Annotated in this window: 19 protein-coding genes; 1 reads left to right on the top strand and 18 read right to left on the bottom strand. The window is 66.3% G+C overall.

The genetic code is table 11. The features are described from left to right. Positions 1-21: 21 nt before the first annotated feature. The 8 genes from IPM18_04785 to IPM18_04820 all read right to left on the bottom strand — a co-directional run bounded on the left by IPM18_04785 (position 22) and on the right by IPM18_04820 (position 8,396). Positions 22-1,146, bottom strand: a complete 1,125-nt coding sequence (locus tag IPM18_04785) for a glycosyltransferase (protein ID MBK9118907.1) — start codon at positions 1,144-1,146, stop codon at positions 22-24. 58 nt (positions 1,147-1,204) lie between these two features. Beyond that, positions 1,205-2,317, bottom strand: a complete 1,113-nt coding sequence (locus IPM18_04790) for a methyltransferase domain-containing protein (protein ID MBK9118908.1) — start codon at positions 2,315-2,317, stop codon at positions 1,205-1,207. Positions 2,318-2,871: 554 nt separating this feature from the next. After that, positions 2,872-3,417 (bottom strand): dTDP-4-dehydrorhamnose 3,5-epimerase, encoded by a 546-nt coding sequence (rfbC, locus tag IPM18_04795; GenBank protein MBK9118909.1) that lies wholly within the window; start codon positions 3,415-3,417, stop codon positions 2,872-2,874. Positions 3,418-3,558: 141 nt separating this feature from the next. Beyond that, entirely contained in the window at positions 3,559-4,575 is a 1,017-nt protein-coding gene (locus IPM18_04800; GenBank protein MBK9118910.1) for an NAD(P)-dependent oxidoreductase, read from the bottom strand. Positions 4,576-4,621: 46 nt separating this feature from the next. Continuing rightward, positions 4,622-5,425, bottom strand: a complete 804-nt coding sequence (locus tag IPM18_04805) for a glucose-1-phosphate cytidylyltransferase (GenBank protein MBK9118911.1) — start codon at positions 5,423-5,425, stop codon at positions 4,622-4,624. Positions 5,426-5,454: 29 nt separating this feature from the next. Beyond that, positions 5,455-6,165, bottom strand: coding sequence for a hypothetical protein (locus IPM18_04810; protein ID MBK9118912.1), 711 nt, complete (start codon positions 6,163-6,165; stop codon positions 5,455-5,457). Beyond that, on the bottom strand, positions 6,165-7,241 hold the full coding sequence (locus tag IPM18_04815) for a GNAT family N-acetyltransferase (GenBank protein ID MBK9118913.1): 1,077 nt from the start codon (positions 7,239-7,241) through the stop codon (positions 6,165-6,167). Before IPM18_04815 ends, IPM18_04810 begins: the two co-directional genes overlap by 1 nt. Before the next feature lie 18 nt (positions 7,242-7,259). Then, positions 7,260-8,396, bottom strand: coding sequence for a polysaccharide deacetylase family protein (locus IPM18_04820; protein ID MBK9118914.1), 1,137 nt, complete (start codon positions 8,394-8,396; stop codon positions 7,260-7,262). A 113-nt stretch (positions 8,397-8,509) separates the two neighbouring features. On the opposite strand from IPM18_04820, the gene IPM18_04825 reads away from it, so the two are divergent. Then, positions 8,510-9,514 (top strand): glycosyltransferase family 2 protein, encoded by a 1,005-nt coding sequence (locus IPM18_04825; protein MBK9118915.1) that lies wholly within the window; start codon positions 8,510-8,512, stop codon positions 9,512-9,514. On the opposite strand, the gene IPM18_04830 is transcribed toward IPM18_04825, so the two are convergent. The 10 genes from IPM18_04830 to IPM18_04875 are packed head-to-tail and all read right to left on the bottom strand — an operon-like array spanning position 9,515 to position 21,494. Continuing rightward, entirely contained in the window at positions 9,515-10,879 is a 1,365-nt protein-coding gene (locus IPM18_04830) for an O-antigen ligase domain-containing protein (protein MBK9118916.1), read from the bottom strand. It lies immediately after the preceding gene. 6 nt (positions 10,880-10,885) lie between these two features. Continuing rightward, complete coding sequence (locus IPM18_04835) at positions 10,886-12,004, bottom strand: glycosyltransferase family 4 protein (protein MBK9118917.1); 1,119 nt, start codon at positions 12,002-12,004, stop codon at positions 10,886-10,888. Continuing rightward, positions 12,001-13,002 (bottom strand): glycosyltransferase, encoded by a 1,002-nt coding sequence (locus IPM18_04840; protein ID MBK9118918.1) that lies wholly within the window; start codon positions 13,000-13,002, stop codon positions 12,001-12,003. The genes IPM18_04835 and IPM18_04840 overlap by 4 nt, the downstream gene beginning before the upstream one ends. A gap of 13 nt (positions 13,003-13,015) precedes the next feature. Continuing rightward, positions 13,016-14,323 (bottom strand): glycosyltransferase, encoded by a 1,308-nt coding sequence (locus tag IPM18_04845; GenBank protein MBK9118919.1) that lies wholly within the window; start codon positions 14,321-14,323, stop codon positions 13,016-13,018. A gap of 43 nt (positions 14,324-14,366) precedes the next feature. Continuing rightward, entirely contained in the window at positions 14,367-15,620 is a 1,254-nt protein-coding gene (locus IPM18_04850; GenBank protein MBK9118920.1) for a polysaccharide pyruvyl transferase family protein, read from the bottom strand. A gap of 27 nt (positions 15,621-15,647) precedes the next feature. Further along, positions 15,648-17,045, bottom strand: a complete 1,398-nt coding sequence (locus IPM18_04855) for an oligosaccharide flippase family protein (GenBank protein ID MBK9118921.1) — start codon at positions 17,043-17,045, stop codon at positions 15,648-15,650. Next, the gene (locus IPM18_04860) at positions 17,045-17,938 is read right to left on the bottom strand and encodes a WecB/TagA/CpsF family glycosyltransferase (GenBank protein MBK9118922.1); all 894 of its coding nucleotides are present in this window, start codon (positions 17,936-17,938) and stop codon (positions 17,045-17,047) included. Before IPM18_04860 ends, IPM18_04855 begins: the two co-directional genes overlap by 1 nt. Before the next feature lie 21 nt (positions 17,939-17,959). Beyond that, on the bottom strand, positions 17,960-18,664 hold the full coding sequence (locus IPM18_04865; GenBank protein ID MBK9118923.1) for an exosortase-associated EpsI family protein: 705 nt from the start codon (positions 18,662-18,664) through the stop codon (positions 17,960-17,962). A gap of 3 nt (positions 18,665-18,667) precedes the next feature. Further along, positions 18,668-19,609 carry an exosortase/archaeosortase family protein gene (locus IPM18_04870; GenBank protein MBK9118924.1) on the bottom strand — a complete coding sequence of 314 codons (942 nt, stop codon included), beginning with the start codon at positions 19,607-19,609 and terminating at the stop codon, positions 18,668-18,670. A gap of 37 nt (positions 19,610-19,646) precedes the next feature. Next, positions 19,647-21,494 carry a sugar transferase gene (locus IPM18_04875; GenBank protein MBK9118925.1) on the bottom strand — a complete coding sequence of 616 codons (1,848 nt, stop codon included), beginning with the start codon at positions 21,492-21,494 and terminating at the stop codon, positions 19,647-19,649. Positions 21,495-21,551 lie beyond the last annotated feature (57 nt).

The raw sequence follows: 21,551 nt of genomic DNA on the forward strand, positions 1-21,551 counted from the left end.
CTGCACTGCTACGACAAGTCGCTACAGCGCACCCACCAGCGCCCCCCCACCAGCGCCCACGGGCGCGTCAAACTCCGCAGCGCGCGTCGCAAGCGTCGCCAGGCGCTGCTGCAAGGCCACACTGGTCGGCAGGCCGAAGTGCTTCAAAATGTCCTGCCAACGGTACGCAATGTCGAGCCGTCGGAGCGCCTCGGCACACGCCCGCCGCGACCGCCGTTCACGCTCGGCCTCGTCTCCAAGCAAACCGAGTACGGCGTATTCCACTTCGGTGGTACCAACCGGAAGCTCCTCGATTGCGCCCGGCCAGTTAAAGAAACGATCCCAGGCCGGAGCCGTCGGTCGGCCACCGATCATCACCGCGCCCGCCGCGGCCGCTTCCATGAAACGGTATCCGATTTCCATCTGCCCACGCGTCTGGTTCGGATCACCGGCCTTCGCCGGCGTCACGAACATCAGCCGGGTGCGCTGCGCGAGGTTGATCATCGCCTGCCGGTGTACGCCCAGGTCGTACGGCTTGCCCGGCTGCACGGTGTCGAAAAGATAGAACAGCCCGTGCTTACGGGCCAGCGCGCGCAACGCCTCGTGCGTGCTCTCGACCCGCCGGCCGTACCAGAACACGTCGATCACTCGCGGTGGTGGCGGGGCGGGTGGCGCCCACGCGAGACAATCGACCGCGTGCGGCAGGTACGCCGTCGGTCGGCCAGTAGCCGCGGCCAGCGGCGCTGCACTGTTCTCGAGGCCGACGAAGAGGGCATCGAACTGGCTGAGCCAGCGGACTTCGCCGGTGCGCTGGGGCAGGTTGTGCGCCCAGAGCTCATGCACCCAGCAGGCCGACCGACCCGCGCGCCGCAACAGTCCCCGGAGCGGTATCAGCGATCCGAGTTCGGCCAGCCCCACCGCCTGCACCAGCAACAGGTCAAAGGTGCGCGGCGGGTCCGTGAAGCGGCGCGGCGGCAGCCGCTCCGAAAGCGCGGGCCAGCGCTGATCGAGGCGTATACGCCAGCGCGGGATCGGGCGCTCCTGCCGGGCATCGAACAGCGTCACGTCACCGAGCGCCGCGAGCACATTCTCGGTTTCGATGCATAGCGCCCGAAACGTGGCCGGATGCTGCCCGCGGAACGTGACCAGTTGGACCGTTAGGGACACCTGTGCACCTCTTACGGCACGCGCTGCAGGGAAAAGTGCCGCACGCTTTGCGGCCTGCTCAGGCCGGCGGCTCGTTCACGGGCAAGATCTCCGGATGCAGGCCCAGCGCCTCGAGTGACTTGCCGATCTCCACCACGTACAGCGGGTTCATCACGATCACGCGCTCGGGCGGCTCCTCCACCAGCGCCGCGGGCGCCAGGATCGGCCGGCCGAAGCCCGGCTGGTACAGGCCCTGTCGCCGGGGATTGATGTCGACGACGGCCTGTACCTCACGCTCGCCCAGGCCCACGGCGCCGAGGAATCCAACCGCCCGCGAGCCCGAACCCCACAGCACGGTGCGGCGCCCTGCGGCCAGCAGCAGTCGGCGCCAAGCTGCCACACTTGACCGTACCAGCGCGCCAAATTGTGCGGCGCGTTCTGACGCCTCCGGGCCTCGCGCAGGAGGGTGCGTTGCCGCTGAAGCCGTGGCCCGCGCTTCAATCAATAAGTTCTGGCCGCCGTACTCACGGGCCGTACGATCTACATGAAAACCCGCCTGTTCGAACAGGTTGGCCAGACTGGTCGCCGTGAAACACAGGCAGTGCTCATAGTTCGCCTCCCAAAAGGCCCCTTCTTCAAGCACGTGCTCCGTGTCGGGCACATCGAAGTAAACGGGGACCTCCGGCCGGCCATCGAGATGCCTGCGCAGCAAGCGCAAGAAACCCAGCGAATCGTGCAGGTGCTCCAACGTGTGTCGGCAGCAGACGAAGTCGGCTCGGCGAATCAGGTCACGGTGGTGTTCGCCATAAAACTCGGTGAGCAGCGTGACGCGTCCCGCATCCCCAGGATCGAGCCGGGCCGGGTCACCGGCGGGGTCAATCCCGTAGCCCTGGGCCTCGGCCGTCCGGCATAGCAGACTGAGAAACTCGGCCTTGCCGCAACCCAGTTCCACCACCGTCCGATGGCGCAGCCCATGTCGATCAGTCAAGTTGAGCGCAAGTTGCTCGGCAAAGCGGCGAAACGTGGGCGAGCCAAACTGCGACTCTTCGAATCCGCTGCCATAATGAATTAACTTGGGATCGAAGGCCTGGTTCCACAGAACGTCACAGCGCGGGCAGTGGAGCAACTGAATCTGCCCGAGCGGAATTTCATGAGCGGCCGCGGCGGACTCCAGCACCAGCGTCGAATGCACTGGAACATCGTGGAATTGACACAGCAATACCTGCACATCTCGCGGTGCACCGCAACATGGACAGTTTGACTTGAAGGTCTCAACGAGCGGAACGTTGTTCACTGGTTGCACCACGTTCCTATCTCCCGCGTCCGCGACTCAGAGTGGCGCGCGGCACCCCAAGTGAAAGCGCCCGCAACGACAGAACTGAATACTCCCGGGAGTATCCGCTCCTGCGTCGTGCGCCATCGTCTCATGCGACCAATGGACGCCCAAGCGCTGTTTCAGTTAATGGCAAGGCCGGCCCAGGACCTCGTAACGACCTGTTTGCAAGCAGTATACTTGGATTCCGCCGCACTTCCAAGCTTCGCACTGGTTTAGTCCCGCAGTGCGATTCCATAACCCTCCTCCTGGGCAGGGCGGGGGGAGAGTCGAGATTCCCGCGGTACCAACTCTCCGGATCTCTCTCCAAGATGAGTGCGGTATGGGACAAACTTCTCATTTCAAAGCGATGAAATCACAGGCATTCAAGGTCGGCCGGGCGCGCTTGGCGTACTCTCCGGCCACCTGAAAATTCAGAGCACGACGCCGGTACCGCTGTAGTCCGCATACCCGCGATCCTTTTCCGATTGCACTGTCGGCGCCCCCGGCCACGCAATTCTGAAGCGCGGGTCATCCCAGCGTACCCCCCGCTCCAGTTCGGGCGCGTAGAACTCGTCCACGAAGTAGAAGGCCTCGCAATCGTCAGTGAGCGTGTAAAACCCGTGCGCACAACCCTTGGGGACGTACAACATCTTCCGGTTCTCGGCCGACAACTCCGCTCCGTAACTCTGGCCGAAGGTGGGCGAACCGGTCCGCAGGTCGAGCACCACGTCGTACAGCGCACCACGAATGCAGCGCACGACCTTGGTCTCCGCCCGCGGCGGTAACTGGTAGTGCAGCCCCCGCAATGTGCCGCGCTCCGCGCTGAGCGAGTTGTTGACCTGCACAAACCGGGTGACAAGGCCCGCCGCGCGAAACTCCTCCTCGCAGAAGGCCCGGGCAAAGAAGCCCCGCTGGTCGCCCCGGGGTTCGATCTCGATCAGGAAAGCACCGGCCACCGGGGTCTGGGTAAAACGCACGGGTGTCATCCTCTTGCGGCAGCCCGCTACAGGCCGCTTAGGGTATCGCAGCGTCCGTCAATCCGTGGCGAACGCGGTATACCATGGTTATCTAGTGTTCTGCGGCGGCCACGGGGGGCCGACGCTACGACGCGGTCGAAGTTACGTCGCCACCGCCGCGACCCCGAGCCGATCGAGTCGGTCTTTGAGCGTGCGGAGCCGAACGAACTGTTTGCCTTCGAAATCCCGGGCACTGAAACCATGCGCCACCATGCGCTCGTGCAATTCCTCCATGCCGCTGGCCAGCGAGTATTGGAGTCGGAAGTCGGGCAGGACCTGTGCCAGCTTGTCGAACTTCACACGGTAACTGCGAGAATCGTCGCCCACCTCCCCGGTATAGGTGACCCGCGCCGTGGGAATCAGCCGCTGCACCTCGTCACCAATCTCCCGGACCTGGTAATTCTCTTCGTTCGCACCCACATTAACGGCCATGTTGTGGACCCGCGCGACCGGCGCTTCCGCAAATGCGACGAAGGCGCGCCCGATGTCGCGACAGTGGATCAATGGGCGCCAGGGCGTGCCGTCGCTCTGGATCCGGATTTCACCGTAGCTCAACGCGCTGCCGAGCAGGTTGTTCACGACCAGGTCAATCCGCAGCATCGGCGAGTGCCCGTAAGCCGTTGCGTTGCGCAAAAACACCGGCGAGAAGCCATCCCCGGCCATCTGGCTTACGGCCGCTTCCGTGTCGATCTTGGACTGCGCGTAAGCCGTCAGCGGATTCAGCGGATCGGTCTCGTCGAGATCCAGCTTGGAACCCTTCCCGTACACCGAACAACTGGCCGAGAAGAGGAACCGGCCAACCCCGGCCTCCTTGGAGATGCGGGCCAGGTGGATGGAGCCCTCCCGGTTCACGCTGAACGTGATTTCCGGGTTGAGGGCCCCCATGGGGTCGTTCGAAATCGCGGCCAGGTGGCACACGGCGTCGTGACCGGCGACATCCTGCGGCGTCAGCGTGCGGACGTCACGCAACAGTTCGCGATCGGGCCGTACGAAGGGCTCCCATTCGCAGCGCTCAAAGAGTCCGACGTCGCAGCCGGTCACGGTGTGCCCCGCGGCCTTGAGCAGGTCCACGAGATGAACGCCGATGTAGCCGAGGTGGCCCGTAACAAACACGCGCATGCTTGGCACTCCTGTCAGGGACCGGCGCCCTGCGCCGGTCCGGGGTTCAGCGGTTCCAGACGGCCCACGGCGCCCGGCCGCTGGCCCACAACTGATCGAGTTGTTCACGGTCGCGCTGGGTGTCCATGCAGCCCCAGAAGCCGCGCAGCCGGAACATCGAGAGCTGCCCATCGCGAGCCAGGTTGACGAGTGGCGCGCGTTCCAGCACACAACCCTCATCCGGGCTGAGATAGGACAGAAATTCGCGCCGGAAGAAGAAGTAGCCGCCGTTGATCCAGCTCTCCGTGAACTCCGGCTTCTCGGCGAACTCGACCACTGCGGCGCCCTGGGTCTTCAACTCACCGAAACGTGACGGGGGGTTCACGCCGAGCACCGTGCCGATGCGCCCTTCCGCCAGGTGAAACTCCCACTCGGCGCGCAGATTGGCATCGGTCAGGCCGTCCCCGTACGTCACGGCGAAGTGTTGGGCATCGCCGAGGAATCTTTCAGCCGCCCGGGCGACGCGAGCCCCCGTCATCGTCAGCGCACCGGTGTCCGCCAGGGTCACCTCCCAGTTGAGATCGTGATCGATGGAATGCACGGTGACCTGGTTGGTCTGCAAGTGCACCGTGAAGTCGCTGTTGAGCGAGGTGTAGCTGAGGAAGTACTGCTTGATGACCTCGGCCTTGTAGCCCAGGCAGAGGATGAAGCGCCGGAAACCGTGGTGCGCGTAGGTACGCAGTACATGCCAGAGAATGGGATGGTTGCCGACTGGTACCATGGGCTTGGGACGCAACTCCGTTTCTTCACGGAGGCGGGTGCCGAGACCACCACAGAGGACAAAGACCGGCACCTTGGCGATATCGGGCATGGGGAAGGACTCCTGAAGAGGAAACGCTGCTACGGGTGCGGAGCCCGTTGGGCGGCCTGCTCCACATCAAATCGAAACTGGCCGGCGATCTTCAGCGGTGGCAGCGTCGCGATACGGCGGAATCCGCTGCGTTCGATGCTTCGGATCGAAGCGTGATTGTAGACTTTGCAGTCGATGAAGGCGCGGCCGCCGGCGCGCAGCTCGGTGGCCAGCGCGGCGAACATCAGCGCCGGGTTCAGGCGCTGTCCGCGAAACTCCGGGCGGGTCTTGTTGCGGAAGATCACCAAATCCTCCGCGTCCAACGGTACAAACCACCGGACAAAATGGCAGCCGCGGCGGCTCATGCTCACGGTTGCGATTCTGCCATCTTGCACCCCCAGCCAGAGCACGCCGCCGCGTTCGAACTCCCATGCCAGTGATTCGAACACCCGCGGGCCCTGAAATTCAACCAAATCGTCCCGCAGTTCATCGGGCAACGCTGCCATGGACGCTACGCGCACCACCCGCAGGTGCTCCAGCCGGGAAGTCGGTGGCAAGGGTCCCTCAAAGACGAACACATGGTTGCGATGCTGAAAGATGCGTCGCCATAGCGTGAGCACGGTAACCCGGACACGTCCGGCCAGGCGCCAGGGAATCCACACCCACGCCGGTGCTGGGCGGGTCTGCGAAAGCTGCCCGGAGGGTCGCGTCGCGTGCTTCTGGTGCCGGATCGCTGTGGAGGTTCGCCCGTGCGCGGCCATCAGCGAAACCTCCCCCAGCGCTCCATGCGCGTCAGCAGCCGGCCCGGGGCGCGTACCAGCGGCAGGAGCGGACTGCGACGCACCCAGGCCTCGGTCGTGCGCCGCCAGCGCCGCATGGTCGCCGCCCACGAGGGACGTTCAACCGTGCCCGTCGCAAGTGGAATACCGCCTGTGCGCAGACGTGGCTTGTACGTATCGTCACCCCCGCACCCAAGATCAATGCGCACCAGGCCAAGTGCGGGTGCTACCTCCGCAGCGCTGATACGCAGCACGATCCCTGGTGAGTACTTGTAGAACCGCTCCGCATGGCGCGGAAACCACCAGTTCCACACGGCATGTGAACGCATCCCGAAGTGTACGGCCGCCAGATCCTCACCGGCATACAACGCGGACAGCATGCTGCCGAAGGATGGTTCCTGCACTCCGTGCAGATGCCTCAGCAACGTCCGCGTCCAGTCGAAGCTGAAGACATCGACGAGCCCGGAATCACGGTATTGGTTCGACTTCCAGTCGAACAAGGCCTGGAGCACAGCAGGGTCCGTAGTGTGCGGAACAAACCGCAGCGGACCAAAATCGCGCTCGAGCTTGCGCCGCTTGGCCCGCACATCCTTGAGCAGGTGGGAACCCTGGGCGCGCAGCAATTCGGCATAACCCGCGAAACCACCCGAAAGGTCCAGGTAGTGCGACTCATCAACATTGGCGTGATATGGCTCGAAGATCGGCTGTGCCGCAAGCAGGTGGTGGAAACTCCAGGACGTCAGGTCGCAAGCCGCCAACAGCGCCACGGCGTCGACCGCAAGCTCCGGCGTCCCAATCAGCCCGTGAAAGTCGGACAGGGGACCGCCGACCGGCTGCCCCACCCCCAGGGGCCCCCGCTGGTGCGGAAAGAAGCCCACGACCTGGCCCGCCTCTTCCAGCACACCGACAAATACATCCTTGCGGACCGCCGCGACCGCCTGCGTGAACTCCGGGCAGAAGTACGGGCTGGCCAGCAGCGGATCGGCCTGCTGGATGGCGCGCCAGCGCGCCAACAGGTCGCCCGAAAGTTCCGTCGTCGTGATGACCTCGATCCGCATCACTTGCCGCCTGTTGACTCAACACCGCCCACGCAGGGCATGCCAAAAGCCGGGATGCGCCCCACTGGCCACATAACCCAGCCGCGCCACACTCACCGGGGCCGCCACCCGCGGCAACACCCAGGGGTCTGCCCCCGCCCGGATCGGAATGGCCGGGACCTCCGCGGTTCCTTCTCCCGCCACGCCCGCCCGCAACCCCGCCGCTCGCACTGCCGCAATCGCCGCCGGCGATGTACGGTTATAGGGATAGGCGAAGAAACGCGGCCGCATTCCGAGGGCCTGCTCGAACTCATCACAGCAACTGCTGACTTCCGCAGTCGCCTGCGACGTATGCTGCGCGAGATCGAGGTGCTGTCGCGTATGCACCCCCAGTTCGAATGCCGGGTACTTGCGTCGCAGGGTGCGGACATCGTTCCAGTTCATCGTCAGGGGGGGCGGCACCACCGTCACCCCGAGCTGCGCACGCAACTCCTGCAAGGCGCTTTCCCGCGCCTCCCAGTCCATTCCCAGCAGATCCGCGGCCACGGCTTGATAGGCGGTCCACTGCTCCTCCGGAACGCACAGATCAAACGTCGCACCGGAAGCGGGCGGCCACCGCAGCTTTGCTCTCGTCCGCGCGCGAAACGCGCTGAATTGCACATCGATCCACTGCGGCGCTCCCGCTGTAACGTATGCCGTCGGCAGGAAAAGCGTCGCGGGGAATCCCCACCGCGCGAGCCGCGGCGCCACCTCCGTCAGGTTGTCGAGATAGCCATCGTCGAAGGTGAGTGCCACTGTGCGCGCCGGCAGGGTGCGACCCGTCTCCACTGCGGCAACGATGTCCTCCAACGCCACAATCTGGCAATGGCCGGCCAGGTACGCGAGGTGCGCATTGAAAACCTCCGGTGGCAGGTGATTCGCTGGATCGATCCACGCGGCCTCCTCGGTCGCCGCCACGCTGTGGTACATCAGGATGACCGCGCCGGCCACGCGCCGCCAGCGTACGTACACCCGGTCGAGCCACACCCGGTGCGCCGCAGCTTCGAGGGCATGCCGCAGACGCTGCCGCCGGGTCGGGGGCGCCTTCGTCAGGACCGGTGGCCACGGCTCCACGCTGTCCTTCCAAGCGGCCTCGGAGCCGTCGCGACCCGCCCGCGTGAGCGCTGTTACCGCCATCGCGGTGCCCCCACGTTGTCGCGGCCGCGCTGCTTCGAGTATCGTAGGTCCGGGCTGGAGCGGATGGAGCCGCAGGTGGTCACGCTGCCGCTCCTACGATCCGGAGTGCTGGCGTGAAGCTGCTGATCGTCATCGTCAACTACAAGGTGACGCATCTCACCATCGACTGCCTGCACTCGCTCGCACCGCAGATCGGCGAGATTCCCGGCGGTGGCCGCGTGGCCGTGTGCGAGAACGGCACCGGCCCGGAAGCGGTCGCCGCGCTGCGCGCAGCCATCGACCGCGAGGGCTGGGGCGCGTGGGTCGAACTGACGACCATCCACCCCAACCGCGGCTTCACGGGTGGCAACAACGCGATCCTGCGGCCGGCGCTGGCGGCGCCTGACCCACCGGAGTACTTCCTGCTGCTGAACGCCGACACGCTCGCCAGGCCAGGAGCGCTGCGCGCCCTGGTGGAATTCATGGAGGCGCACCCGGATGTCGGTATCGCCGGTAGTCGCCTTGAAAGTCTGGCGGGGGCGCCACGCTCGACCGCATTTCGTTTCTTCAGCGTCGCGAGCGAGTTTGAGCGCGCGCTCCGTGTGGGGTTCGTATCGCGCGTGCTGCGTCGCTGGGAGGGCACCGGACCGTTGCCGAGCGTCCCCACTGCGACCGACTGGACATCCGGTGCCGCCCTGTGCGTACGGCGCGCGGTATTCGAGGAAGTTGGGCTGCTCGACGAGGATCTTTACACCTACTTCGATGACATCGACCTCTGCCTGCGGGCCCGCCGGGCGGGCTGGCCGACCTGGGTCGTGCCCGACAGCCACATCGTCCATCTCATGGGCCAGAGCACCGGTGTCACGCAGCGCGACACGCGCCCCAAGCGCCGCCCAACCTACTGGTTCCTGGCTCGCCGGCACTTCTGGCTCAAGAACTACGGTCCATGGACCACCGCCCTCGCGGATGCCGCGTGGATCACCGGCTTCGCCCTCTGGCGGCTGCGGCGATTCCTCCAGCGCCTGCCCGACCACGACCCGCCCCACCTGCTGTCCGATGCGATCCGTCATAGTGTCTTCGTCACCGGCTTCCGCCAGCGGCCGGTTCCCAACCCCGCCCTCACTGAATCACCCGCGTAACTAGCCGGGACGCAGACGGGCGACGGCCACCTGCGGACCCCGCGCCGCGCGCGCCACCGCTCCGGAGCGCTGCGGCAGCATCACGGCCAACCCGGTGACCGCACCCGCAATCACGAGGAAGACCGGGTTCGGCATGGCATTGAACAGGTTGTCGATACAGTACATCACCAGCAGCACTCCGAGGACCGCAGGTACCGCCGCCAGTGGATGCCGCCAGTACTCGGGGGGACACCGCCGCATGAACAGCAGCAGCGGCAGGAGCTGCACGGCCGTGATTGCCGTCAGGCCAACCAAGCCGTTAATCCCGATAGCGATGACCCAGAGGCCGTCGGTGACCGTGTTCTCGACTTCCTCGACCGGCGGCCGATTGCGCCCCCAGCCCCCCCAACCGAACACCGGCTGCCGCAGGGCCCGCGCCACGAGGATGTCCTCGTTCTTGAACCGGAACTCGAGCGAACCGCGGCGGTCTTCGCTGATCTTCTCCGCCATGTCCAGCAGGATCTGCCCGTCCCATCCGCCGACGCTGCGCGTGTACATGTACGCCACCGGCAAGAGCACCACCGCGACCACCACCAGTTTCGTGCGCCAGCGCTGCGCTGCGTACAGGGTGCCCAGCCCCAACAGCAGCAGCACGGTTGCGCCTGTCGATTTGCACAGCACCGCCGTCACAACCAGCGCCAGCGCCACCCAGCCCGCCGGCAGACCCCACACTTTCTTGAGCGTGCCGCTGCGCCAGAGCCAGGTCGCCACCAGCGCCGCCATGCACATCCACATGCCCAGCGCCAGCCCGTCGCGCATGAACACCATCGGCCGCCAGCCATCACCGCGCCGCACGTTGTGCCAGGCCCGCGAGAATCCGTAGAACATGTAGTGCAGTTGCGGACTCATCTTGAGCTCGTACAGGCACAGCGGCAGATAGACGAGCCCCCCCAGCAGGATCCCAATCCCCAGCTCGCGCAGCCCTTCCCAGTCCCGGAAGTACAACCGGCCAATGTAGTAGGGAATGCCCCATTGCACGATCTGGTTCACAGACGCCGACACCCCGTCGTAGGCCCCCAGGCCGTTCGTCACGGAAGACGCGTATGGTACCAGGCACCATGTCAACATGGGCAGATCGGCCCAGTGCGGCCGAAACGCGAAAAAGCGGTCCGGGTCGAACAGGATCGTCGCCAGCAGCACCCCCGCGCAGGTCGCCGACCGTTTGTCGTAGTTTGGTATACCCGAAATCACGTACTCGTGATTGGGCAGAAAGAGCCAGGCCAGCAGGAAGGCCGCAATCACCGCCCGCCGTGGCGGCAGCACGGTGAAAAGGAAGAAGACGGCCGGGATCCAGCCGAACATCGCCAGGGGGACGGTGAAACTCATGGTTCCTCAGGCCCGTGCAGTCACGGGGCGCGCCACACGCCGCCCTTCACGCTCGGCCGCCCGGTACAGCGCGGCCTCGAACAGGTCGGTGGCATCGTCCCAGGTGTAGCGCGTCGCGGTCGCGTAGGCCGCATCTGACATCCGACGCCACTCCTCGTTCGACATTTCAGCCACGCGCATGATCGCCGCGGCCATCGCGTCCGGGTGCATCGGATGGACCAGGAGACCGCCGCCCTCACCAATGAGTTCCGGGGCGGCGCCCGCTCCCGTCCCGATCACCGGCGTACGGCAGGCCATCGCCTCCAGGATCGGCAACCCAAACCCCTCGAGCCGGCTCCCGAACAGCCAGGCATCGCAGGAGGCGTAAATCTCCGGCACGACCGCATCCGGCGCGCGCCAGCGAAACTCGGCCCACGCAGGCGGCCGGAACTCCGGATGGGCACTCGTCTTGCCGCCGAAGCCGACCAGGCGGAGTGTCGGCAGCTTCTCTCGAGCCAGCTCGGTCGCCCGGAGGCACAAGTCGCACCCCTTCGACCAGTACGGCGAGTAAACGAACCCGACCGTCGGCACCGCCTGCTTGTCGCGCGGCGGGGCATCGAATCGCTGATGATCGACCGCATTCGGAACCAGGTCCACCGGTCCCGGCACATGGCTGAGCACGAGGTCGTGCAGCCACTGCGAGATGGTGATGATGTGCAGCGGCAGACTCCAGGTCGGCACGACCTGCTCCAGCCGCTGACCCGCCACCCCGTAATCCTGCATGAAGTACGCCTTCGCGCCCTTTTCCGGCGGGAACGAGGCCACCCACGGACTGGTCGCCCACCACGTCGCGATGACCACGTCGGCATCGGGCACGTCCTCCGGCGTGACCGGTGGCGGCTTGTCGAGGATGCGATGTGGCACGCCGGGAATCATCCGGTCAGCCAGCTTCCCGCTCCCCTGGCGCAGGTGCCACCAGCGCCCACGGGCCACGTGGCCGAGCGTCTCCCGCAACCCCCGGCCGGTCGGCGCCGCCGAGATGAGCTGCACCTCATGCCCGCGCGCCAGCAGCCCGCGCGCGTAAATCCCAATGACGCGATTCCCACCCGCTTTCGCGGCCGGGGGGGTGACGAAGGTGATCTTCATACCTGCTCTCGTGTAACAGCCGGTCGCCGCGTGCGGAACGCCCGCGCGGCAATCACGGCTAGCAGCCGCAGCCCCTGTAACCAGGCCCTGCCCCGAGTCGGTGCGAACGACAGCGCGCGCCGGCACTTCAGCCAGGCCGTTTCCGAGTCACCTCCATCCAGGTAGCGCCACGCATCCGCCAGCAGATAATCCTGCGCAAACCACGCCACCGGCTTGGCCCGGGAGGACTCGAACCGCTCCGGCACCTGCGGTGGCCGGCCCCGATCCAGGTCGTCCTGCCCCGTGTCGAGCCGCTGGCGCTGAAACTCCCGGCATTTCGCCACAAACCAACGGAGCTCTGCCACCGACGTGGTCCGCGTGATCGAGCTCGGCCGCAGGCGCGTTCGATACACAAGATCCGGGACTTCCCAGATGTCGAACCGCTCCGCGAGCCGCATCAGCAGATCATCGTCCTCGCAGGTACGGAAATACGGCCGGCAGCCGCCGACCGCCCGCAGCGCAGCCGTCCGGTAGATCGCGCACACAGTCCGCGGCACACTGCGGCCGGCGCGAATCAGCCCAGCGACCGATCGAGCCGTCGTTCGGTGCACGCCCGCCTCGAGTACGACCTCGCCGTCTTCCCAGCAGATCTCCTGCAAGCCGCAGCAAACACCCACGTCCGGATGCGCCTCCATCCACGCCACCTGCCGCGCGATCCGCCCGGGGGTGAACCAGTCGTCCGCATCGCAACGCATCAGATACACGCCGCGCGCCTGCCGCAGCCCCGTATTGAACCCGGCCGAGATCCCCTGGCCCTCGTTCGGCAGCAGCCGCACGCGCTCGTCGCCAAAACCCGCCACGACGGCCTGTGAACCATCCGTCGATCCGTCGTCGATGACGAGCACCTCGAAATTGCAGTAATCCTGCGAGCAGACACTCTCCAAGGCGTCTCCGACGTAGCGCGCGCAGTTCTTCAGCGGAATGACGACGGATACGAGTGGCGATCTGCTTGTCTTCACGCTCTGCCCATACCTACCCGGTTGTCGCCGCGCCACACAACTCCGGTCGATTCCCCGCACCACGCGCATCGCGCGACCCGCCCGTCATCCGGTCCAACGGCTCGAGCACTGCCCGCTCAAACGCGGCCGGGCTGAACTGTGCCTCGACCACCGCTCGCCCGCGCTCCGCCATCACCGCGCGCTCACCGGGCTCCCGCAAGAGCCGCACGCACCCCTCCGCGAACTCCGCATCCGTCTGCCCAACCCACAATTCCTGACCGTGCCGCAGTCTCTCTTCGTACCCGAGCAGCGCGTGCGGTGTCACGACGATCGTGCGGCCGTACGCCAACGACTCCACCACCTTGATCTTCGTTCCGCCCCCGTAGTACACCGGCGCGATCGTGAACGCAGCCGCGGCGTACTCCGGCGCCAGGTCCTCGACATACCCCGCCAACTCCACACCCGGCGCTCGCGACCAGCGTTCGCGGTCCGCCTCCGACGCTCCGCCGCCTACCACCCGCAGTCGCGCCGCCGGGCACGCCGCCTGCACTGTCGGCCACACCGCAGTTAGAAACTCCGCGAGACCCCGGGCGTTCGGCGGGTAGCTCAGCAGTCCGACGAACAGAATAGTGTCGCTGGGCGCTGCCGCTTCCGGCGCGGCCATTTCGGGTCTGGCGACATCGAAAGGAATGTTCGGCAGAATCGTCACGGCGAGCGGCATAACCGCCGCCTGATCGCGTGGGCTGGTCACCCACACGTGGTCGAACGTACCGGCCGCCTTCCGGCAGAGCCGCTCCAACCGGCGACGGACCAGCCGCTCGCTCAACCGGCCGCGCCAACCCGTCCAAGGCGCCGCCTCCGCAGCCGATGCGTGCCGCAGCCAGTCGACATCGTCGAAGTCCAGCAGTCGCGGCACGCCCACCGGCCGGTCGAGCCCTGCCAGCCTTGCCGTTCGCAGGTAGCGGACCACGACCACGTCGTAGCACTGCTGCGCGATGAGTTCGCGTACGGCCCGTGCGGCCGCGGGGTGCTCTGCGTAGTACGCATCCTGCCGGCCAAACACCGCGGCGAGTCGCCCCAACGGGCCGGGCGCGGCGCCGGCCACGCGCATCCACCCGCCGGCCGGCGGCTCGTCGCTCTCGCCGAACCACGCGATGATGCGCTGCGCGGCGAGCGCCACGCGGTCGGCGTCTATCGGCCAGCCCGCCGGCACAGGCACGCAGACGGTATCGACCGGTCCGCGCGTTGCGAGCGCACGCCGCACCAGCTCGGTGCGCTGCGCTGCACCGTGCCGGCTGTGTGGCCACGAGATGCCCTGAGCTATGAGCAACGATCTAACCATGTCGGGTCAAGTCCCTCCCGAGCTGGAAGCTCACGCACGTCGTTCAATAAGCCGCAGCAGCCCGGTTCTCGCGAGCCCCGTCACTTGCGGCAGCCGGTCTCGGACCTTCATCGCGGCGTCGGCTCTCGTCGCGATAAGGTCGATGACTCGGCTTGCGAGCGGCACCCTCGGCTCGCAGATCGCTCGCGCCAAGTAATGCGGCCGGCAGGTCGAAGAGTGCGAGCAAACCCTCGAACTTATCCTGGTAGGGCGCGCAGAGTACAGGCACGCCCATCCCCAGAGATGCAATGGCGAAGTGCATCCTGCCTGTCAGGACTGCGTCCAGTCCTGCCGCAAGCGCTTTGATTGCGGCTGCGCGCAGTTCAGTCGACGCCATACGCGTGCGCGCGCGAAGTTGTGGGGGTAGTGCGTCCAGAAGTCCTTTAGCTAGCCCTGCATCGGATGCATGCCGATCGGCATCGCGACGGTCGTGCGGTACCAGGAGCAGCGCGAGCGGGCCGCACTTCCGATCTACTGCTTCGAGCACGTTCGCGAGCATCCCAGGGATCGCGGCTGGGTCGACGCCGGCCTCCGCGAACGGGACAACATTCAGATTGACACCGAAGGTCGTACAGCCTGCCGCCCGATGCCCCTGAAGCCAATTGGACAGCGACTGCGACTCTTCGCAGCTCAACTCTGGCCTGAGAAGAAAGGCTACATCAGCGCTCGCTTCAACGCGTCTGTCGAGCTGCTGCTCAAGTCGCTCCTTGGATACCGGATCGCGCGCGAGCAGTGGCACGGATGCAGGAAGTCGCCGCATGGCAGAAATCACGGCCGGTGACGGCATTCGATTAAAGCTGAAAGCAGTGAAGCCGGCAGTCACACCCACTCGCGAGGCGACTTCGACGGCTCGAATCAGTTGAACTGAGCGATAGTCCCCGTAGCACCCATCGAGCATGTCCGCGCCAATGGTCACGAAGTGAGAGTATGCAGCAGCAAGACGGGCGAATCGTCGAGTTGCTGCGAAATCACGGCATGGCGCCGATCCGAGGCTCACATCTGCTCCATTGAAGCCGCAGACCGCGCCCCACGCGTCATCGTCCGTTTGCGAGAGTGCGGTGACTGAGATCACACCGGCTTCGCGTAATGCCGCGATCGCCGCCGTAAGCATTGCCTCGTCACCGACGCTGCCCGGCGTCAACGCCGGGGGCAGCACCAAAATCCGCCCAGCCGATTCGGACGACTGACGTATCGTACGCGCAAAGCGGGTAGCGCGGCAGTCAGCGTCCAGAAGTAGTAATTTAACGAGCTCACGCATTGCCCGGTCCCACGTTTCGATTTCCTATTACGCCCAGTCGAGAACGAACTTGCAGGCGAGTATTATCGCCGCAAGTACCACAAACGGAATATCGATGCGCGGCTGCCACAACCCCATGCGCCACATGAAGCACGCCGAAATCGGGTAGTACAACCAATTAAAAACGACCAAGCCCCACACCGCTCCGAGTGCACCACCAAAGACCCATCCAACGTAACACGAACTCAATTGCAGCACGACTTGCAGGCCCTGCAACGCTGCAACGATAAACGATCGACCACGCGCTAGTATGGCACTGCCATACGTGACGTGCAGGATTCCAAGCAATGATCCGAGTGGTGCAATGACGAGTATTTCACCCACCATTAAATAACGGTCATCGTAGAGAATGCCAATGAGTTGTCTGCCGAAGATCAGCAGCAGTATCCACGTGGTCCAACCGAGCACAATCTGCGGCAGCCGAACTTGGGCTAGCTTCGCATCCATCTCGTCGGGGCGCTCCCGGTAAATGCGAGAGAGCACAGGAAAGAAAACGCTGGTCCCCACTTTCTGGATCACCTGGTAGACGGTGCCTCGAATCATCAGGGCAATGCTGAAGTACCCCAGAAAGGCGACGTCAAGTAATTTACCGAGGAGGAGGCGGTCACCCTGCGATCCCAGGAATGTCAGGATCGTCGTGACGAAGATCCATCGCCCGAACGTAATCAGCGAATGAAACGCCTCCTTGTCCCACTCCAGCCGGCAGCGCACGCCGCCCAGCCACACGTGCGTCCCCGCCATCTTCAGCACGCTGCCCAGGAGCGTCCCCGCCAGCAGCGCCCAGACGGTCGGCCAGACCCAGGCCCACGCCACCATCACCACCAGCGTGATGATCTGCGTCCCCAACTCCAGCAGCGTCAGCCGGCCCAGGGCCAGCTTGCGGTTGGCCAGCGCCAGCGCCGGCGAGTTGAAACCCGCGATCACCGCCGTCAGGCCCGCCACCGGCAACAGATCCAGAAGCTGCGGCTCGGCATAGAACAGCGCCACCGGCCACGCCAGGATGCTGCACGCGATCCACAGGGCGAACCCGCGGAACACCTGGATCGTCCAGGCCGTGTTCAGGAAGCGGGGATCCTCGCCGCGCTTGTTCTGGATGATGCTCGGGCCGATGCCGACGTCGGAGAACATCTGCAGGCCCGTAAGCACCACGCTCACCAGGGCCATCAGCCCAAAGGCCTCGGGAAAGAGCAGCCGCGTCAGGATCAGGTTGCTGCCCAGCCGCAGCACCTGGCTGGCGCCGTAGCCCACGACGGTCCACGCCGCCCCGCGGATCGCCAGCGACCTGAGCGAACGCGGCGCAGTCGGCTGCACGGGGGGCGCCACGCCCGTGACCGGTGGTGTCACCGGCCCACTGCCCGGCTGCGCCGGCACGACCTGCGACGACATCACGAAGCACTCCCCGGCACACGGTGGCACCGCTCACGGCCGACGCGCCCGCGCCAGATTTCGCCCACCACCACCGGCAGAAAGCCCCACCCGTTCACCAGGTACCGCCGCCACAGCCGTCGCGGCTCCATCGCCAGCCGGTGCAGCCACTCCAGCCCGGCGCGGCGCATCCAGACCGGGGCCCGGCGTACGTGGCCGGTCACGAAGCTGAAGCTGATCCCCACGCCGAGACTCACCGCCGGGCCGTACTGCCCCTGGTGCGCCGCGATCCAGCGCTCCTGCTTGGGCGAACCCAGCCCGACGAAGACGAGCTCTGCGCCCGCCGCCCGCACGGCCGCCAGCGCCGCCGCCACCGCCGCGGGGTCGCGCTCGAAACCCAGCGGCGGGCAGTGCGTGCCGGCCACGACCAGCCCCGGGTAGCGCTCCGTCAGCACACGGGCCGCTTCGTCCGCGACACCCGGCTCCCCGCCGAGGAAGAAGACCCGGAACCCGGCCACGGCGGCATGGGCACACAGCCGCGGGAACAGGTCCGACCCGGCGACGCGCTCGCCCAGCGGTCGGCCTGCCAGCCGCGCCAGCCACACCAGCGGCTGGCCGTCGGCGAGGACCAGGTCGGCGGAGCGGACGAGGTCAGCGTAGGCGGCATCCCGTCGGGCCCGAACGACATGGTCGACGTTGGGCGTGACCACGCACGCCGGCCGGCGCGCCCGCACGAGGGCGTCGATCCGGGCGATGGCCTCCGCCATGGTCACGTTGTCGAAGGGCAGCCCGCCCAGCACCACGCGCGATCGGGCCGCCGCATCCGCAGCGGCTCGGACGGTGGCCGGGCCGACTTCGGCGGCGCGGGTAGACGAATCCTTCGGCAAGGTTTCGGATGAAGAGGTCGTGGTCATATAAGGAGCGGACAGCGCGGGTCACTCTTCCCAGTAGGGCAGCACTGGCTCGAGCGCCGCCACGATGCGCACCACGAGGTCGCGGAGCAGCTCGCGATCACGTTCATGCTCGAGACCCGCGCCGAGCGAGACCTGGATGCGCGCGATGTAGGGCGGGCGCTCCGAGAAAAGCCGGGAGTTACGTAGATTCACATTGTTGCTGAGCTGACCGTTCACGACGAACGTGGAAAGCACGAAGATGCGCTGCTCCGGGTCGGTCAGCAGCTCGAACTCGTACAGCACGTAGGGGACAGGGCGCCCCGCGGGCGGAGTAAGTGTGCGGAATTCTTCTCGGGCCACGCGCCAGCCGGCGCCTGGAAAGCAGATGTCCGGCCGGTGGACGAGCCACTTGAAGCCGCGGCCGATGTAGCCGGCGAAGAGGTTCGCGCTGCGGCCGGTCTCGGCCTGGATGTACTGGCGACTGATCCAGTCGTCATCGAAGCCGGGCTGCCGGCGGATGCGTTCCTCGATCTCAATCTCGCGCCCCTCCCACGGACCGAGCGACAGCGGCACGGTCGCAAAGGGCTGCGCCGGTGGATGGTAGATCGCAGCGGTGGCATCCACCAACGCGGAGAACTGGCGCTGGCCATAGCCGGCGCCGATCAGGCCGGCCAGCAGCACGGCGGTGACGCTCCAACGTAGCCAGGCGCGCCCGGATGGTTTCGGGGGAGCAGGTGCGGCAGCCACGTTTCAACTCCTCTCGAGGGCGGGCGGCCGGGACGGGGTGAGCTTCCGCGGAGTGACGCCGCGGGTGGCGGCCTCCGCCGGCGGAAGCGTGAGCCGCTGCAGGAGCCAGAGCTCGCCGAAGACGACGGCGATCGCGAGTGGCATCATCAGGATGCCGGCGAAATCGTGGAAGAACTTCTCGGCGAAGTCGCTGTTGGTCAGGTCGAACAGGATCACGGTGACGACGAGGCGGATCGTGTTCGTGACCACCGCGATCGGAATACTGGACAGTACGATGAACGCGCGCTGCCAGGCGGGGCGTCCAACCATGAAAGCCATCGCGGAGCACACGAAGACGAAGGCCGTGAGCATCCGCAGGCCGTTACAGGCCTCGGCCACGGCGACCTGGGTCGATTCGTTGACCGTGATGATGTTGCCGGTGCGTACCACCCAGAAGCCGAGCAGCTCGAGATTGAAGACCGCCGAGCGTGTGGCGATGTCCTGGAGCGGGAGCGAGACGGCATCATGCACGCGACCGGGCAACGGCACCATCAGGAACAGGAAGAGTGTGACCCAGACGAGCCGCCGCATGACACGCCAACCGAACACGACCAGGACGATGCCGGCCAGCGCGAAGATCAGCGAGTAGCGCGTCAGCGAGATGTGGTCGCGATAGACACCGAGGAACCACAGGGCCTGCGAAAACCCAAAGACCAGCAGTCCGGACCACGCCACACCCCAGAGGGGCGCGAAGAACTGCTTGCGCTGTGACCAGAGGACGTACGCGGCGACCAGTGGAACGAGCGCGCCCACCGAGTACTCGTCGCTGGCGCGCCACTCCGCAACCAGCCCGCGGAGTGTGGCCCCATAGCACCAGGTGAACGCCGCCAGGAGGACGATCAGCGGCCCCCAGGGCGCTGCCGTGCCATGGGTTGTCCGTGCGGGTGGATCCGACTTCGACATCATCCGCATTCATCTCCCAGCGCAGCAGCGCAAGATATCACTACTCCATCCCGGCCAGAGCGGGTTGCGTGCCCCGCTCTTCCGCCGGTGGCGGCAACGTACCGCGCGCCGGGGGCACTGCGGCAGCCGCCTGCAGATCCATCGTGAGATTCGTATACCGCTGCAATTGCGGCGCAGGAATCATCCAGGTGAGGGGCACGTTCCACCGACCACCCAGAGTGCCGAGCGTGGCCAGCATGATGCGCACATCGAGTGCGAGCGACCAGTGGCGCACGTACAGCATGTCGAAGTGAATCCACTGGTGGAAGTCGCCGGCCGCCCGCTCGTGCCGGCACACTTGCCACAAGCCCGTGATACCGGGTCGCACGGAGAGGCGCGCCTGCCGCCACGGAACGCAGATCTGGTTCTCGCGGAAGGGCGAAGGGCGCGGGCCGATCAGACTCATCTCGCCGCGCACCACGTTCCAGAGTTGCGGGAGTTCATCAATATTGGTCGTGCGCAGCCAGTGTCCCAGCGGCGTGACACGCGGGTCGTGCGACATCTTGAACTGCGGCCCGTCGACCGCGTTCTGCTGGTACAAGGCGCGTTGCTGCTGATGGGCCCGTTCCACCATGGTGCGGAACTTCCAGCAGCGGAACACCCGGCCCCCGATACCCTCACGCTCGTGGCTGAAGAAGATCGGACCGCGCGAGGTCAACTTCACCAAGACCGCCACCACCGCCAGCAACGGCAACAGGAGCACCAACCCGACCAGCGCCGCACAGGTATCGAGGACACGCTTCACCAGCGATTCGAACGGTCGGCGGGCCGCCGGTGTGTCGCTCTGCCATGATCCCTGCCGCCCACGTTCGGCCCGCAGCCCGGGCAGCAGTACCGGTGCCCGAACACCCGCCGCTGCCGCGGCCTGCTCGGCATCGAGTCCGGCGGTTTTGCCACCGGCGCTGACCCGCCCCACCACCGGCTGAGCTGCGCTTATCCGCACCCCCTGCACCACGAGACCCTGGGCCAGCAGCGCTCCCGGCGTCACTACCGCGTCCGCACCCACCACGGCCGGTCCGATGACGATGGCGCCGGCTTCGATCCGCGCACCGCGCTGGAGTATCACCGGGCCAAAGACACGGCTTTCTGGATGCACCTCGGCCCCGGCGCTGCCCCACACGTCGGGGGCCAGCAGCCGCAGCCCCAACTCCGCACCGGCGGCCACATCATCATGCAGACAGCGCTCGTGCAAAGTAAGGAGATCGTGCTCCTCCGCGAGGTCCAATACCTCGGTCGGCGCGGTGATGTCACGACTGGGCGTGCTACCGGCCGCCAGCCGCGCCCGCAGCGTCGCGAGGCACAGCGGTGAAAGTGTATCGAGGTGCCGGGCGGCGGCGGCCGAAAGGACGCTGCTACTGACACCGCGTAAATCGAACTGTGTCACACCGTCGTAGAGCCGGCGAATGGCGCGAATACGGTGCTCCGCGTCGCAGACGACGCGCTCCTGTGTTCCGTCCGGACTGCGTTGCAGCGCGACGAGGTGCTTGACCAGGCGACAACGTGAAACGTCCGCAAGGAACCCTGCCAGGTCATAGCCGGAGACCGGCACAAAGCGGCTGTCCAGCAGGAGCAGCAGGTCGGCGGGTTCAGCCGCATCCACCATCTCGTCGAGGGCGGCAGCCGACGCAATGCGGGCCTCCGGCGCCCGGCGAGCAATCTGGGCGGCATATTCCGCGTCGCTCGGGAAATCCGGCACGATGGTCAGCGTATGAACATCGACCCGGCGCAGGTGGGCACCCAATCGCTCCAGCAGTGTCCGGGCGCCCAGGGGCAGCAGCAACAATGAAGCCGCGGCATGCGCCTGCAGATAGGCCGGACGACGGTCAATGATGATCGCCTCGAGCGACATGCTCGTTCTGCGACTCCCAGGCGCTTGCGTTGACGGAACCCCCCTCCCTGCCAGGGA

This window comes from Phycisphaerales bacterium (assembly GCA_016716475.1).
Classification (GTDB): domain Bacteria; phylum Planctomycetota; class Phycisphaerae; order UBA1845; family Fen-1342; genus JADJWG01.

Coding starts and splice junctions, on each gene's coding strand:
- IPM18_04800 (MBK9118910.1), bottom strand. CDS start 4,575: ATGCGCGTGTTTGTTACGGGCCACCTCGGCTACATCGGCGTTCATCTC.
- IPM18_04805 (MBK9118911.1), bottom strand. CDS start 5,425: ATGCCCGATATCGCCAAGGTGCCGGTCTTTGTCCTCTGTGGTGGTCTC.
- IPM18_04810 (MBK9118912.1), bottom strand. CDS start 6,165: ATGGCCGCGCACGGGCGAACCTCCACAGCGATCCGGCACCAGAAGCAC.
- IPM18_04815 (MBK9118913.1), bottom strand. CDS start 7,241: ATGCGGATCGAGGTCATCACGACGACGGAACTTTCGGGCGACCTGTTG.
- IPM18_04820 (MBK9118914.1), bottom strand. CDS start 8,396: ATGGCGGTAACAGCGCTCACGCGGGCGGGTCGCGACGGCTCCGAGGCC.
- IPM18_04830 (MBK9118916.1), bottom strand. CDS start 10,879: ATGAGTTTCACCGTCCCCCTGGCGATGTTCGGCTGGATCCCGGCCGTC.
- IPM18_04835 (MBK9118917.1), bottom strand. CDS start 12,004: ATGAAGATCACCTTCGTCACCCCCCCGGCCGCGAAAGCGGGTGGGAAT.
- IPM18_04845 (MBK9118919.1), bottom strand. CDS start 14,323: ATGGTTAGATCGTTGCTCATAGCTCAGGGCATCTCGTGGCCACACAGC.
- IPM18_04850 (MBK9118920.1), bottom strand. CDS start 15,620: ATGCGTGAGCTCGTTAAATTACTACTTCTGGACGCTGACTGCCGCGCT.
- IPM18_04855 (MBK9118921.1), bottom strand. CDS start 17,045: ATGTCGTCGCAGGTCGTGCCGGCGCAGCCGGGCAGTGGGCCGGTGACA.
- IPM18_04860 (MBK9118922.1), bottom strand. CDS start 17,938: ATGACCACGACCTCTTCATCCGAAACCTTGCCGAAGGATTCGTCTACC.
- IPM18_04870 (MBK9118924.1), bottom strand. CDS start 19,609: ATGATGTCGAAGTCGGATCCACCCGCACGGACAACCCATGGCACGGCA.
- IPM18_04875 (MBK9118925.1), bottom strand. CDS start 21,494: ATGTCGCTCGAGGCGATCATCATTGACCGTCGTCCGGCCTATCTGCAG.